The sequence below is a fragment of the Albidovulum salinarum genome (genome assembly GCF_025673475.1).
GTDB classification, from domain to species: domain Bacteria; phylum Pseudomonadota; class Alphaproteobacteria; order Rhodobacterales; family Rhodobacteraceae; genus Albidovulum; species Albidovulum salinarum.
The window spans coordinates 158,909-173,832 of record NZ_JAOVQO010000008.1; the positions used below are offsets into that span (position 1 = coordinate 158,909).

14 protein-coding genes are annotated in these 14,924 nt (G+C 66.0%); 9 read left to right on the forward strand and 5 right to left on the reverse strand.

Annotated features, from left to right (window positions below; all coding sequences use genetic code 11):
• Positions 1 to 31: 31 nt before the first annotated feature.
• On the forward strand, positions 32 to 1,084 hold the full coding sequence (locus OEZ60_RS10265; protein ID WP_263335632.1) for a PLP-dependent cysteine synthase family protein: 1,053 nt from the start codon (positions 32 to 34) through the stop codon (positions 1,082 to 1,084).
• Positions 1,085 to 1,091: 7 nt separating this feature from the next.
• Here OEZ60_RS10265 and OEZ60_RS10270 read toward each other — a convergent pair whose 3' ends face one another.
• Positions 1,092 to 2,042 carry an alpha/beta hydrolase gene (locus OEZ60_RS10270; protein WP_263335635.1) on the reverse strand — a complete coding sequence of 317 codons (951 nt, stop codon included), beginning with the start codon at positions 2,040 to 2,042 and terminating at the stop codon, positions 1,092 to 1,094.
• A 118-nt stretch (positions 2,043 to 2,160) separates the two neighbouring features.
• Between OEZ60_RS10270 and ttcA the strand changes: the two genes are divergently transcribed.
• The 8 genes from ttcA to OEZ60_RS10310 all read left to right on the forward strand — a co-directional run bounded on the left by ttcA (position 2,161) and on the right by OEZ60_RS10310 (position 10,244).
• A complete protein-coding gene (gene ttcA, locus OEZ60_RS10275) occupies positions 2,161 to 3,039 on the forward strand; it encodes a tRNA 2-thiocytidine(32) synthetase TtcA (protein WP_263335637.1) in 879 nt (292 codons plus the stop codon).
• A gap of 75 nt (positions 3,040 to 3,114) precedes the next feature.
• On the forward strand, positions 3,115 to 4,635 hold the full coding sequence (locus tag OEZ60_RS10280) for a putative bifunctional diguanylate cyclase/phosphodiesterase (protein WP_263335640.1): 1,521 nt from the start codon (positions 3,115 to 3,117) through the stop codon (positions 4,633 to 4,635).
• Between the two features lie 261 nt (positions 4,636 to 4,896).
• Positions 4,897 to 6,717 (forward strand): membrane protein insertase YidC, encoded by a 1,821-nt coding sequence (gene yidC, locus OEZ60_RS10285; protein WP_263335643.1) that lies wholly within the window; start codon positions 4,897 to 4,899, stop codon positions 6,715 to 6,717.
• Positions 6,714 to 7,469 carry an MOSC domain-containing protein gene (locus tag OEZ60_RS10290; protein ID WP_263335646.1) on the forward strand — a complete coding sequence of 252 codons (756 nt, stop codon included), beginning with the start codon at positions 6,714 to 6,716 and terminating at the stop codon, positions 7,467 to 7,469. Before yidC ends, OEZ60_RS10290 begins: the two co-directional genes overlap by 4 nt.
• Entirely contained in the window at positions 7,466 to 8,116 is a 651-nt protein-coding gene (gene yihA, locus OEZ60_RS10295; protein WP_263335650.1) for a ribosome biogenesis GTP-binding protein YihA/YsxC, read from the forward strand. The genes OEZ60_RS10290 and yihA overlap by 4 nt, the downstream gene beginning before the upstream one ends.
• An 84-nt stretch (positions 8,117 to 8,200) precedes the next feature.
• Entirely contained in the window at positions 8,201 to 9,079 is an 879-nt protein-coding gene (argB, locus tag OEZ60_RS10300; protein WP_263335764.1) for an acetylglutamate kinase, read from the forward strand.
• On the forward strand, positions 9,076 to 9,729 hold the full coding sequence (locus OEZ60_RS10305) for a ferredoxin (protein WP_263335653.1): 654 nt from the start codon (positions 9,076 to 9,078) through the stop codon (positions 9,727 to 9,729). Before argB ends, OEZ60_RS10305 begins: the two co-directional genes overlap by 4 nt.
• Positions 9,726 to 10,244 (forward strand): SixA phosphatase family protein, encoded by a 519-nt coding sequence (locus OEZ60_RS10310; protein WP_263335654.1) that lies wholly within the window; start codon positions 9,726 to 9,728, stop codon positions 10,242 to 10,244. Before OEZ60_RS10305 ends, OEZ60_RS10310 begins: the two co-directional genes overlap by 4 nt.
• A 55-nt stretch (positions 10,245 to 10,299) precedes the next feature.
• Here the strand turns inward: OEZ60_RS10310 and OEZ60_RS10315 are convergent, their stop codons facing one another.
• The 4 genes from OEZ60_RS10315 to OEZ60_RS10330 all read right to left on the reverse strand — a co-directional run bounded on the left by OEZ60_RS10315 (position 10,300) and on the right by OEZ60_RS10330 (position 14,858).
• Entirely contained in the window at positions 10,300 to 11,094 is a 795-nt protein-coding gene (locus OEZ60_RS10315) for an amino acid ABC transporter ATP-binding protein (RefSeq protein WP_290428525.1), read from the reverse strand.
• Between the two features lie 11 nt (positions 11,095 to 11,105).
• Positions 11,106 to 12,425: an amino acid ABC transporter permease gene (locus OEZ60_RS10320; RefSeq protein WP_263335657.1), complete on the reverse strand. Its 1,320-nt coding sequence runs from the start codon at positions 12,423 to 12,425 to the stop codon at positions 11,106 to 11,108.
• A gap of 1 nt (position 12,426) precedes the next feature.
• Entirely contained in the window at positions 12,427 to 13,704 is a 1,278-nt protein-coding gene (locus tag OEZ60_RS10325; RefSeq protein WP_263335658.1) for an amino acid ABC transporter permease, read from the reverse strand.
• Positions 13,705 to 13,841: 137 nt separating this feature from the next.
• On the reverse strand, positions 13,842 to 14,858 hold the full coding sequence (locus tag OEZ60_RS10330) for an amino acid ABC transporter substrate-binding protein (RefSeq protein WP_263335660.1): 1,017 nt from the start codon (positions 14,856 to 14,858) through the stop codon (positions 13,842 to 13,844).
• Between the last annotated feature and the right edge of the window lie 66 nt (positions 14,859 to 14,924).

Below are 14,924 nucleotides of genomic sequence, written 5' to 3' on the forward strand. Positions count from 1 at the left end.
CGTCGCGTGACCGCCCGCGGGGAGGACAGCAATGCGGTCGTGGATGCATGAGGCGATCAACCGGATCGAGGCGGATTTCCAGCGCTCGGCCGACACCCATCTCTTCCGGCTCGACCTACCGGGGATCGAGGGCGTCGATCTCTATCTCAAGGACGAGAGCACACATCCGACCGGCAGCCTCAAGCATCGGCTTGCGCGGTCGCTCTTCCTCTACGCGCTCTGCAACGGCAAGCTCCGCGAGGGCCGGCCGGTGATCGAGGCCTCCTCGGGCTCGACCGCGGTCTCGGAGGCCTATTTTGCGAGGATGCTCGGCCTGCCGTTCGTCGCCGTGATGCCGAAGAGCACGGCGCGCAGCAAGATCGCGCTGATCGAGTTCTACGGCGGGCGCTGCCATTTCGTCGACAGTGCGCCCGAGATGCACGACGCCGCCGTGGCACTGGCCGCCGAGACCGGCGGCCATTTCATGGACCAGTTCATGTATGCCGAACGCGCCACCGACTGGCGCGGCAACAACAACATCGCCGAGAGCATCTTCACCCAGATGGCGCGCGAACCGCATCCCGTCCCCGCCGCCATCGTGATGAGCGCCGGGACCGGCGGCACCTCGGCCACGCTCGGGCGCTATGTGCGCTACCGCGGCTACGACACCGAGCTGGTCGTCGTCGATCCCGAGAACTCGGTCTTCTACGACAGCTACATGACCGGCGACCGCACGCTCAGGCGCGCCTGTTCGAGCCGGATCGAGGGGATCGGCCGTCCGAAGGTCGAGCCCTCGTTCCAGCATGACGTGATCGACCGCATGATCCAGGTGCCCGACGCCGCGAGCGTAGCGACGATCCACTGGCTCGAGGAGCGGATCGGCCGCAAGGCCGGGGCCTCCACCGGCACCAATCTCTGGGGGGCGCTCGTGGTCGCGCGCGAGATGATGGCAGCGGGGCGCAAGGGCTCCATCGTCACGCTGATGTGCGACAGCGGGCGACGATATCTCGACACCTATTACGACCCGGACTGGGTCGCGCGCTGCCTGGGCGACCTTGGATCCTATCGTGGCCAGTTGCCCGGCGAGGATGCCGGCCCGATCTGAGCGGCCGTCACGGCGCCTTCAGCGCGAGGTTGCCGAGCGTCGTCGGCGCCCGGGTCGGAAACTCGTGGCGGTCGAGCTGGCCGGAAATTGCCAAGTGGACGTCCTGCATGAAGACCGGATCGTCGAAATACCAGGTATGCCCGGCGGTGATCCCGGTGCCGTAGAGGTGCTGGTTCGCCCGGAAATGCGCGCCGCAATAGACGTTCACGGCCTTCGCGACCGGCGGCTCGTCCAACCCCACGCGCCCCGCCCGCCGCGCCACGCCAATCCGCTTCACCGCCGAGATCGAAAGCACTTCGTCGAGGGGATTGTAGTAGTTCGTAAGCCGCACGCAGTGGCGGTAGAGCGAAGAGGACTTCGGATTGCCATCGTCCAGCGACTGGACCGAGACGTCGGCAGCGAAGAGCAGGACCTGGCTGACCGACCAGTTGTGCGCTGCGACCGCCATCCGGTCGTCGGCATCGTCGAAGGCCTCTCGCACGACGTAGGCCCCCGTCGAATGTGCGAGTACATGCATGTCGATGCGGCAGTCGGGTTCCTGCAGCCTGGCGAAAGGAGCGATGCCCTCGGTCACCAGCTGGTGCGCCGCGCTCTTCGCGTCGTCGCGGTCCTCGAGGTAGTTCAGCGCGGAATCCGCGCTCGGCCAGTCGAAGCTGACCACGATGCCCGCGAACCCCTGCGCCGCCAGCGCCGCGCGGATCTTGCGATGGCGTTCGAGAACCAGCGCCTGGGAAATGTTGAAGCCGTGGACGTAGAACACGATGTCGCCCTTGGTCAGGCCGCTCGGCGTTCCGCCCCTGGCCGCCTCCATCACCGCGCGGCGCCACGCGGTCTTGGCGATTCTGTGGGACCAGAGGATGTCGCCGGAGGTCTCGGGAACCGCCACGAAGTGGCTCGCTGCCGGTTCGTCGCCGAATGAATCGCCCTTCTTGGTGCGGGCCACGAAGAGATAGTCCATCGTCTCCTCCCTTGTCGCCGTTCCGGATCTTCACAGGATGCCACCGCCGGGCGCATTCTCAAAATCCGCGCCCCGACGCCAGCTTGCCCGAACCCCGCCGATGGAGTATCGCAGCGCCATGTTCGACGAAGCCGACGATATCCATCCGCTGTTCCACGGCGCGCCCGCCTCGACGGAGTTCAAGAAGCTGCGCAAGCGGATCGTGCGCGAGGTGCGCGAGGCGATCGAGGCCTACGGCATGATCGAGCGCGGCGCTCGCTGGCTCGTCTGCCTCTCGGGCGGCAAGGACAGCTACACGCTTCTCGCAGTGCTCCACGAGCTGAAATGGCGCGGCCTCCTGCCGGTCGAGCTTCTGGCCTGCAACCTCGACCAGGGTCAGCCGGGCTTTCCGGCCACCGTGCTGCCGGAGTTTTTGACGAAGATGGGCGTCACCCATCGGATCGAGTACGCCGACACCTATTCCATTGTCACCGACAAGATCGCGCCGGGCGGCACGATGTGCTCGCTCTGCTCACGGCTGAGGCGCGGCAACCTTTATCGCATCGCGCGCGAGGAAGGCTGCTCGGCGGTGGTCCTCGGCCATCACCGCGACGACATTCTCGAAACCTTCTTCATTAACCTCTTCCACGGCGGGCGGCTCGCCACGATGCCGCCGAAGCTCGTGAACGAGGATGGCGATCTCTTCGTCTACCGGCCGCTGGCCTTCGTCGCCGAGGCCGATTGCGAGAAGTTCGCCCGCGCGATGAACTATCCGATCATTCCTTGCGATCTCTGCGGCTCGCAGGACGGATTGCAGCGCCAGCAGGTCAAGCAGATCCTCGACGGTTGGGAGGCACGCAGCCCCGGCCGCCGTCAGGTGATGTTCCGGGCGCTGATGAACGCCCGGCCCTCGCATCTGCTCGACCCGAAACTCTTCGATTTCGCCGGGCTCGCGCTCGGAGACCCGGATGCGGCGAATTCTAACGAAAACGGCTTCAGGTTGCCCGGGCGCGATTAATCTTCCGGTCATGCCGACGGCATAGCGTCGGCGCGACGAGGCCCGGATGGCGGGCCGAAACGGAAGGAACCTGCCATGTTCCGACAGGGTCGCGGCGAATACTGGCGACACCGCGCCGCGCGGCTGATCCAGCCGGGTTACCTCGCCCTGGCTCCGGCTCTCGTGCTCGGCTGGCTGTGGTTCGGCCCCGAAGGCGCCGCGATCGCCGCCGCGGGCCTCCCCGCGGTCTGGCTCGCGCGGCGTCCCGCGCGTGCCGGCGGGACAGGATGCGTGCCTCCGGTCGGGACGGATCGCGACGCGATCATCGCGGCGCTCGACCACGCCTATGAGGCCGAGGAGGCGACAGGAAAGAGGTCCGCCTGCCTCGTGGTCGGGCTCGACGAACCGGAAAGGCTGACCGAGACCTACGGGCTGACGGCGCTCGACCGGGTGTTGTCGCGGCTCACGGAGCGGCTCGGCGGCGTTCTGCGCGAGCAGGATGAGATGGCGCGGATCGACGGCAACCGGTTCGCGGTCGCCCTGGCGCCCGCACGTCGGCTGGACCTGGAGACCGTGATCCAGATCGCGGGCCGGCTGAAGTCCGCCGTGGCCGAGCCGGTCAGCATCGACGCCGCCACGGCCTATGTCACCGCCTCGGTGGGCTTTTGCCTGAGCGCGCGGTCGCCGGCACGCTCGGGAACGGATCTGCTCACGGCGGCGGAACTGGCGCAGGAAGAGGCAATCCGCAACGGCCCCGCAGCGATCCGCGCCTATTCGGCCGATATCGGCCGGGCCGCGCGCGACCGCGACGCGCTGTCCGACCGGATCGAGGCGGCGCTGGAGACCGGCGAGATCGTGGCTTATTTCCAGCCGCAACTTTCGACCGATACCGGGGATGTCGACGGGTTCGAGGCGCTCGCCCGCTGGCAACATCCCGAACGCGGCGTGTTGCCGCCCGCCGAATTCCTGCCGGTCGTGCGGGCCGCAGGTCTTGGGGAGCGGCTCGGCGACGTCATCCTCGGCCACTCGCTGGCGGCCTTGCGCGGCTGGGACAGGGCCGGGATCAAGGTGCCGAGCGTGTCCGTCAACTTCGCGAGGGCGGAGCTTTGCAATCCGAGCCTTGTCGCGAAGCTGAAATGGGAGCTTGACCGGTTCGACTTGGCTCCCCGGCGGCTTACGGTCGAGGTTCTGGAGTCGGTCGTGGCGGAAGCCGGCAACGATCTCGTCGTGCGCAATATCGCCGCACTGGCAGAACTCGGCTGCGGGATCGATCTCGATGACTTCGGCACCGGGCATGCCTCGCTGGCCGCGATACGCCGCTTTTCCGTGCAGCGGATCAAGATCGACCGCTCCTATGTCACCCGCGTCGACCTGGACCCTTCGCAGCAGCGGATGGTCACGGCGGTTCTGTCGATGGCCGATCGGCTCGGCATCAAGACGCTGGCCGAAGGTGTCGAAACGATCGGTGAGCACGCGCTTCTGGCGCAGCTTGGCTGCAGCCACGTCCAGGGCTTCGCGATCGCGCGGCCCATGCCGTACCAGGCGACCGCAGAGTGGCTGCGAAAGCACCGGTCCAAGCTAACTGCAACGCCCGGCATGTCGCGTCGCTCGGGCTGAGGCCGCCCGGCTACCACGGCCGGCCTAGGCCGCCGCCGCCACGCCGCGACGAAAGTAGCTGTGGCCCCGGGGCGCCCGGGTTCGGCGAGATCGTCAGTTCGAATGGACCGGAGGAAAACTGGCCGCCGCCGCCGCGGAGCCCGACGCAACGGGTTCGAATACCGGATCGGGGCCAGTGCAATCAGGGGAAAACCGCTTGACCTTTCGCTGCCCGTTCTGTTGAACCTGCCCAACCCTTTGCCGGACAGGTGGTGTGTCGTCATGGACGATCAGAACAAGAACCTCATCCTCGCGACAGTGCTGTCATTCCTGGTGATCCTGATCTGGTTCACGCTCTTCCCGCCTCCCGAGCAGGCGCCGGCCCCGGACGCTCCGGCCGCGGTTCAGACCGCTGGCGATACCGCGCCCGGCGGCAGCGCGACCGCGCCTGCCGCCACGGCGCCCCAGACAGACGTCGCCGCGGCCGAGATCGCGGCCGCGCCGCGAATCTCGATCGACACGCCGCGGCTGGCGGGGTCGATCTCGCTCCTCGGCGGCAGGATCGACGACCTCTCGCTCAAGGACTACAAGGTCGCGCTCGACGAAGACTCACCGAACATCCGTCTTCTGGCGCCGATCGGCACAACGGATGTCGAGGCAGTCAAACCCTATTACGCCGTCCACGGCTGGTCACCGGCCGGCGGGCTCGATCCTGCGCTCGTGCCCGGCGCGAAGACGTTGTGGGAGGCGGAGTCCGGCGCGACGCTAGCACCCGGAAAGCCGGTGACGATTCGCTGGGACAACGGCGCGGGACTGGTTTTCCACCGCAAGATCGAAATCGATGACAACTACCTCTTCACCGTCACCCAGTCGGTGGAGAACAACACCGGCGCCGCGGTGCGGCTCGCGCCCTACGGCATCGTCGCGCGTCACGGTATCCCCAAGACCCAGAGCGTCTATGTCCTTCATGAAGGCGTGGTGCGGAGCTCGGATGGCAAGCTCGAAGAGCTGAAATACAAGGAGCTGCCCGATCTGACCGTCGATACCCGCGAGGGTGCCCCGACGTCGGCAGCTGCTGTCGCCGCCGATGGCTGGATCGGTTTCACGGACAAGTACTGGATGACGACGCTCGCCCCTGCCCCGGGACAAGCCTTCACCTCGGTCGTGAAATACGTCCCCAACGCCGACATCTACCAGACCGAGGCGCGGCTGCCTGTCATGGAGGTCGCGCCAGGCGCGACCGCGCAGGCGACGACAATGGTCTTCGCCGGCGCCAAGGAATGGGAAGCGATCAAGCACTACGAGGACGAGACGGGCATCAAGGGCTTCGTCAACTCGATCGACTGGGGCTGGTTCTTCTTCCTCACCAAGCCAATGTTCCGGCTGCTGCACTGGCTCCACGGCGCGATCGGCAACATGGGCTGGGCGATCATCGCGCTGACCGTGATCATCAAGCTCATCGTCTTCCCGCTGGCGCGCAAATCCTATGTCTCGATGGCAAAGATGAAGGAACTGCAGCCCGAGATGGAGAAGCTCAAGGAGCAGGCCGGAGAGGACCGCCAGAAGCTCCAGCAGGGCATGATGGCGCTCTACAAGAAGGAGAAGGTGAACCCGGCCTCCGGCTGTCTGCCGATCCTGCTGCAGATCCCGATCTTCTTTTCGCTCTACAAGGTGATCTACGTCACGATCGAGCTATACCACGCGCCCTGGGTCGGCTGGATCAAGGACCTGTCGGCACCCGATCCGTCCTCGATCCTCAACCTCTTCGGGCTCCTGCCGTACGCCACGCCCGGACAGGAAAGCATCTTCTTCATCTTCTCGCTCGGAGTGCTGCCGATCCTCCTTGGCATCTCGATGTGGTTCCAACAAAAGCTGAACCCGGCCCCGACCGATCCGACGCAGCAGATGATCTTCGCCTGGATGCCGTGGGTCTTCATGTTCATGCTGGGATCCTTCGCCTCGGGCCTCGTGCTCTACTGGATCGCGAACAACACGATCACGTTCATCCAGCAGTACACGATCATGACGATGCACGGGAAACGCCCGGACCTCTTCGGCAACATCCGGAGCGGCTTCAAGCGCGACAAGCCGGCCTCGAAGTGACCCCGACCGTCGCCTCCCTGCAGCGCCACCCGCTGAAGTCGCACGGGCGCGAGGCTCTCTCCCTGGTCGCGCTGACCAGGGGCGAGGGCCTGCCCTGGGATCGCCGCTGGGCCGTTGCCCATGACGCCGCGAAGATTGTCGAGGGCGAATGGTCGCCGTGCCAGAACTTCTCGCGCGGGTCCAAGGCACCGAACCTGATGGCGGTCAACGCCCGGCTCGACGAGGCGACGGCGACGCTGACGCTCAGCCACCCGGACCGGCCCGATCTGGCGTTCCGCCCCGACGAGGCCGCCGATGTCGCGCGGTTCCTCGACTGGGTTCGCCCGCTCTGCCCGGCGGACCGCGCGCAACCAGCGCGGATCTATGGGGTCGACGGGCGTGGCATGACCGATACCGACTATCCCTCCGTGTCGCTGATATCGCTCGCATCCAACCGGGCGCTCGGGGAGCATCTCGGTGTCGCTCTTTCGCCCTTGCGTTGGCGCGGCAACATCTGGCTCGAAGGGCTGCGGCCCTGGGAAGAGCGCGACTGGATCGGCCGCAGGCTGCGCCTGGGCACGGCGGTGCTGGAGATCGTCGAACCGAAGGAGCGTTGCCTCGCGACGACCGCGAACCCGGCGACCGGGCGTCGCGATGCCGATACGCTCCAGGCGCTCAGGGCGATTCATGGTGACCAGGATTTCGGGCTCTACGCCAAGGTGATCGAGTCCGGATCCGTGAGCGTCGGCGACAGGGCGGAATTACTGGCATGACAATCGCCTTTCCCCTTGCAGAGGATCCCGAGAAAGCTGCGCGCGAAAAAGGCCGGCTGATGTTCGCGGGCCCGGTCGATTTCCTCAAGGGCGTTGTCGCGATGGAGGGCCTGCCGCCGGCCGACCGGGTGGAGGTCTGCTTTGCCGGCCGTTCGAACGTGGGCAAGTCGTCGCTGATCAACGCGCTGACCGGGCGGAAGTCGCTCGCGCGGGCGTCGAACACGCCGGGGCGGACGCAGGAGATCAACTATTTCACCGCCGGCGACAGCCATTACCTCGTCGATCTTCCTGGCTACGGCTATGCCGAGGCGCCCGTCGCGGTGGTGGCGAAGTGGCAGCGCCTGCTCAAGTCCTATCTCGGCGGACGCCAGACGCTGCGCCGCGCCTTCGTGCTGATCGACATGCGCCACGGGATCAAGGCGGTGGACGAAGAAATCCTGACGCTGCTCGACCGCTCTGCCGTGACCTTCGAGGTCGTGCTCACCAAGGCCGACAAGGTGAAGGCCGCCGACCACGACAAGATCATCGCCCAGGTCCGCGCGGCGCTTCAGAAGCATACCGCCGCCTATCCCGAGATCGTCGTGACGTCGTCGGAGAAGGGCGACGGAATCGAAACGCTGCGCGCGATCATCGCGACGATGGCCTGATCCGGCTTTCGCTTGGCAGAGCAGCTCCGGACGGGATAACAAACGATCAGCGCATGAGGTTTTCCGCCAATGAGAAAGCAAGACATGAACCGTGACTGGATCGCCACCGCCCGGACGCTCTCCGAAGCGCTTCCCTATCTGCAGCGCTACACCGGCGCGATCGTCGTCATCAAGTTCGGCGGCAACGCGATGGGCGACGACGAGGCGATGGCCGAATTCGCCCGCGACGTCGTGTTGATGCGCCAGGTCGGCGTGAACCCGGTCGTGGTGCATGGCGGCGGGCCGATGATCAACGACCTGCTGAAGAAACTCGGCATCCAGTCGGAGTTCGTGCGCGGCAAGCGCGTGACCGACAAGGCCACTGTCGAGGTGGTGGAGATGGTGCTGACCGGCCTCGTCAACAAGCGCATCGTTCAGGCGATCATGGATCAGGGCGGCCGCGCAGTCGGTCTGTCGGGCAAGGACGACGACCTCATGGTCTGCGTCGCCGACGACCCGGAACTCGGCTTCGTCGGCAAGCCGGTCGAGATGAACGTGCAGGTTCTGCGCGACCTCTTCACCGCCGGGATCATCCCCGTTGTCGCCCCGGTGGCGACCGGCATGGATCCGAACGAGACCTTCAACGTCAACGGCGACACCGCCGCAGGCGCGATCGCGGCGGCCCTCAAGGCCGACCGGCTGCTGCTCCTGACCGACGTGTCCGGCGTCAAGAACGAAGCTGGCGAGGTGATGACCCAGCTCACCCCCGAGGAGGTCCGCGAACTGACCGAGAAGGGCGTGATCGCCGGCGGCATGATCCCCAAGACCGAGACCGCGCTCGCCGCGCTCGACGGCGGCGTGCGGGCGGTCGTGATCCTCGACGGCCGGGTGTCGAACGCCTGCCTCCTGGAGCTGTTCACCGATCACGGCGCGGGCTCGCTCATCCGCTCGACCGAGCCGCGCGTGAAGCCCAGAACAAAGTGACGACGCTCGCCGCGATCGCGGAGCGGGCGGCGGCTGAACGGCTCGCCGTCTTCGGGGCGTTCCACCCCGCCGACGGGGACGAGCTCGAAGGCGCCGAGACCTTGATCCTGTTCGGTCCCGCCGAGCCCGGCTTCTGGGGTCACCTCACCTCACAGCCGGAATGGCGCGACGGGGCGCCGGATCCGATCGACCGCTGGTCGGCGCGGGTGCTCGGCAACTTCGCGCAAAGGCTCGGCGGGCGCGCGATCTTTCCCTCCGAAGGACCGCCCTACCCGCCTTTCTTCCGCTGGGCGCTAAGGACCGGCCGGGCCTGGCCCTCGCCGGTGCAGCTTCTGGTGCATGACACGGCAGGGCTGATGGTCTCCTACCGGGGGGCGATCGCCCTGCCCCAGCGGCTCGCCCTGCCCGACGCACCGGCCGCCTCACCATGCGCCGATTGCACGGCGCAGCCCTGTCGCACCGCCTGCCCGGCCGCCGCACTGACCCCGCAGCACTACGACCTGCCCGTTTGCCACGCCTTTCTCGACACCCGGGAGGGGCAGGACTGCCTTTCTCGCGGCTGCGGTGTGCGTCGTGCTTGCCCTGTATCGCGCGCGTATGGCAGGCTGGCCGAACAATCGGCCTATCATATGAGGCGCTTTCACCCATGACACCTGCCGGCCATCGCCGACTGATCCTCACCCGCCACGCGAAATCGGCCTGGGACGACCCCGCGCTCGAAGACCACGACCGGCCATTGAACACGCGCGGCAGGCGGGCCGCATTGGAGCTTGGTGAATGGCTCGACTCGCGCGGCTACGAACCGGACGAGGTGCTGTGCTCGACCGCCGCGCGGACTCGCGAGACCTGGACGAAGATCGCCGCCGCGCCGCTCGAGGTGATGCCGGAGGTCCAGTACCTGCGCGCGCTCTATCAGGCTTCTCCCGTCGAGCTGGTCGAAGCCTTGAAGGGCGCGACGGGCGACTGCGTGATGATCATAGGCCACAATCCCGGCATCGCGGCCTTCGCGGCCTCGCTGTCGGCCCGGCCGCCGATAGATCCGGATTTCGCCCGCTACCCGACCGCCGCGACCCTAGTCGTCGATTTCCAGATCGAGAGCTGGGCCGACGTCCAGCCGGGCTCGGGCAGCGTGCTCGACTTCTTCGTTCCCTCCGGACGCGGCTGAGGGCTCACATGCAAAAGGCCCCGGCGGATCGCCGGGGCCTTTGTCGTTTTCGGCGTCAGTGGCCGAGGATCTGGCTCAGGAACAGCTTGGTCCGGTCCGATTGCGGATTGTTGAAGAACTCCTTCGGCTCGTTCTGTTCCACGATCTGGCCCTGGTCCATGAAGATCACGCGGTTCGCCACGGCCTGGGCGAAGCCCATCTCGTGGGTCACGCAGAGCATCGTCATCCCCTCCTCGGCGAGCTCGATCATCGTGTCGAGCACTTCCTTGATCATCTCGGGGTCCAAGGCCGAGGTCGGCTCGTCGAAGAGCATGATCCGCGGCTTCATGCAGAGCGAGCGGGCGATTGCCACCCGCTGCTGCTGGCCGCCCGAGAGCTGGCCGGGGTATTTGTGGGCCTGTTCGGGGATCTTCACCTTCTCGAGGAAATGCATCGCGGTTTCCTCGGCTTCCCGCTTCGGCACCTTCCTGACCCAGATCGGCGCGAGCGTGCAGTTCTCGAGGATCGTCAGGTGCGGGAAGAGGTTGAAGTGCTGGAACACCATCCCGACCTCGGAGCGCACCTTGTCGATGTTCTTGAGGTCCGAGGTCAGCTCGATCCCGTCGACGACGATCTGGCCTTTTTGATGCTCCTCGAGGCGGTTGATGCAGCGGATGAGCGTGGACTTGCCCGAACCGGAGGGACCGCAGATGACGATCCGCTCCCCCCGGTTGACGGTCATGTTGATGTCGCGGAGCACATGGAACGCCCCGTACCACTTGTTCATTCCGGAAATCTGGATCGCCACCTCGTCGCTGACCTGCATATGGCTGCGGTCGATCTTACGGGTAACGGCATGCGGGTCCGACATGGGATTACTCCTTAACGGTGTTCACGCTGCAGCTTGCGCTCGAGATACATCGAGTAGCGCGACATGCTGAAGCAGATGAGGAAGAAGATGCCGCCGACGAAGATGTAGGGCTCCCAGTAGATGCCCTTCCATTCGATGGAGGCGCGCACGGCGTCGGTGATGCCTTTCAGCGGATCGAGAAGGCCGACGAAGATCACGAGGGTCGTGTCCTTGAAGAGCCCGATGAAGGACGACACGATGCCGGGAATCGAGATCTTCAGCGCCTGCGGCATGATGATTAGCCGCTGCGCCTTCCAGTAGTCGAGCCCGAGCGCGTCGGCCGCCTCGTACTGGCCGCGCGGAAGCGCCGCGAGGCCGCCCCGGATCACCTCGGCGATATAAGCCGCCGAGAAGAGCGTGACCATGATGATGACGCGCAGGATGATGTCGAAGTTCGTGCCCGGCGGCAGGAAGTAGTTCAGGAGCAGCGAGGCAGTGAACAGGAGCGTGATCAGCGGCACGCCGCGGATGAACTCGATGAAGCCGACGCAGAGCGCCTTGACCAGGAGCATGTCCGACCGCCGGCCGAGCGCGAGGATGATCCCCATCGGCAGCGAGAAGGCGATGCCGGTGATGCCGATCGTGAAGGCGAGGACGAAGCCGCCGAACTTGTCGGAGCGGACCGCCTCGATCCCGATGGGCAAGATCGCCTGCAGCTGCTGCGCGACCGGCCCGGCGAGCAGGAGCCACCACAGGATCGGCACGACCACAGCCGCGATGGTGGCGAGGATCGTGCCGCCGATGGGCTGCAGGACGCGAAGCGCGAGCCAGCCGAGGGCGAAACCGGCCATCGCCACGACCGGGATCCAGATCGTCCCACCCCACAGGAGCCAGAAGCCGAGCGCGGGATAGAGGATGCTGAACCACAGCGACTTGCGCGGCAGATGGGTGAACAGCACCGGCGCGAGCGCTGCGAGCAGAAGCAGGAAGGCCAGGACCGGCCGCCAGTAGAGATGCGACGGGTAGAAGCCGAAGATGAACTGCGTCCAGCGTTCGCGGATCACCGCCCAGCAGGCGCCGGTCGCGCCTTCGCCGAAGGTGGCCGTGATGATCGAGCGGCATTCGCCGAGCGAATTTGCGACCCAGACCGAACGGAACAGCCACGGCAGGATCCCGGAAAGCACCGAATAGATCGCCACGAGCCCGACGAGAGTCAGGATCGTGTTCAAGGGCCCGGAGAACAGGTTCTCGCGCAGCCACTTGATGATCCCGGTTTCCATCGCCGGCGGGTGTTCCGCCGGCAGCATGGCGTCGCGGACATAGACGGCCGAATTTGCTTGTGAGTTGCTCATCTCAGCGCTCCTTCAGCCGGACGGCATTGTTGTAGACGTTCATCCCGGCCGAGATCATGAGGCTGATCGCCAGGTAGATGAGCATCATCAGCAGGATGCATTCCAGCTCCTTGCCGGTCTGGTTCAGCGTGATTCCGCCCAGCGTACCGCGCAGGTCCATGTAGCTGACCGCGATCGCGAGAGACGAGTTCTTGGTCAGGTTGAGGAACTGAGAGATCAGGGGCGGAATGATGACCCGCAGCGCCTGCGGCAGGATGACGAGGCTCATCGTCCGGCGCGGACGCAGGCCGAGCGCGTAGGCTGCCTCGGTCTGGCCCTTGGAGATGGCCATGATCCCGGCGCGCACGATCTCGGCGATGAAGGCCGCGGTGTAGAGCGTGAGGCCCAGCCAGAGCGCCATCAGCGCGTTCGAGATGTTGATGCCGCCGGAGAAGTTGAAGCCCTTGAGCTCGGGGTATCCGAGGTGGAACCCGAGCGCCCAGAGCACTGCCACCGGCGGCACGATGGTCACGAGAAGGCTCTTCCACAGCGTCTTCGGTCGGACGCCGGTGGCCTCCTGGATCTTGGTCGCGTGGGTGCCGATCGCCCGGTAGGCGAGGAACCCGCCGATGACAGCCGCGAGGAAGGCGAGAAGGTCGATGCTGATCAGGAAGATCCCGATGTCGATGTTGCCGAGGCTGCGGGAGAACAGCGGCTCGGGCACATAGGTGCCGCGGTTGGTGATCGCGACGCTGTCGAAGAGCAGCATCGACGCCTTGGGCGCCTCGCCCGCCGCGATCATCTCGTCGGTTGCGCGGAAATCGCGCGGCTGCGGTGTGACATCTGTGAAGATCGCGAGCGCGATCAGGATCCACAGGAGCACCGGCACGTTGCGGAAGACCTCGACATAGACGGTCATGATCCGCGCCACGAGCCAGTTCTTCGAGAGCCGCAGCACGCCGACGAAGATGCCGATGACCGTCGCGGCTACGCAGCCCATCGCAGAGACGAGGAGCGTGTTCAGCAACCCGATCAGCAGCGCCCTGCCGTGCGTGCTGTCATTGGTATAGGCGACCAGCACCTGGTTGATGTCGTAGCCGGCCCGGTTCCACAGGAAGGCGAAGCTGAAATCCTTGCCGAGCGTGGCGAGGTTCTTGATCGTGTTGTCCACAAGCCAGGCGGCGCCCGCCATGAACAGGAACAGAACGACGATCTGGATGGTCATCGAACGATAGCGGGTATCGTAGATGAGCATGCTCAACCGAAAGCCAGGCTTCGGTGCGTCAGTCATTGTTGTCATGTTTTTTCCCCAGTCCGGGGCGCGGGTCTGGCGTTCGCCAGTTCAACGGGGTCTTTGTGCCCCTCGCGCGCCGGCTCTCCCTGATGCCGAGGCGGAAGGGGCGCACCCTTGCGGACGCGCCCCTCGATCTTGTCCGATCAGCGGAACGGCGGCGCGTAGAGCAGGCCGCCCTGGGTCCACTGAGCGTTCAGGCCGCGGGCGAGACCGATCGGCGTCGCTTCGCCGATATTGGCGGCGAAGATCTCGCCGTAGTTGCCGTTAGCGGCGATGACGCGCTTGGCCCACTCGTTGTCGAGGCCCATCATAGCGCCGAGATCGCCCTCGGTGCCGAGCAGGCGGTTGATCTCGGGGTTCTGCGTCCCCTTCGAGAGCTCTTCGACGTTGGCCGAGGTCACACCGTACTCTTCCGCCGCGACCAGCGCGTTCAGCACCCAGCGGTTGATGTCGGCCCACTGGTCGTCTCCGTGGCGAACGAGCGGCCCGAGCGGCTCCTTGGAGATGATCTCCGGAAGGATGATGTGGTTCTCCGGGTCGGCGAAGATCGCCCGCGTCGCGGCGAGGCCCGACGCGTCGGTCGTATAGGCGTCGCAGGCGCCGGCGAGATACTGCTGCTCGCCCTCGGCGTTGGTCTGGATCGGAACCGGCTGGTAGGTCATGTTGTTGGCCTTGAAGTAGTCGGCCAGGTTCAGTTCCGTGGTGGTGCCGGTCTGGATGCAGACGGTGGCGCCGTCGAGTTCCTTGGCCGAGGACACGCCGAGGTCCTTGCGGACCATGAAGCCCTGGCCGTCATAGTAGTTCACGCCGGTGAAGGTGAACTTGAGGTCAGCGTCACGCGAATAGGTCCAGGTCGTGTTGCGCGCGAGCAGGTCCACCTCGCCCGAGGCGAGCGCGGTGAAGCGGGTCTCGGTCGTGGTCGGGACGTACTTGACCTTCGAGGCATCGCCCAGCACGGCGGCCGCGACGGCCTTGCAGATCGCGACGTCGAAGCCCTGCCAGTTGCCGCTGGCATCGGGCTGCGCGAAACCGGTGAGCGCGGTGTTCACGCCGCAGAACAGCTCGCCTCGGGCCTTGACGTCGTCGAGAGTGGCCGCCGACGCGTATCCAGCCAGCAAAGCGGAAGCCGCCAGCGTTCCGAGGAATACGGATTTTTTCATACTTACCTCTTCCTGAGTTTCCGCCCTCCCCGAGCGGATTGATAGGCCAGGTGGTCCTGGCGCCGA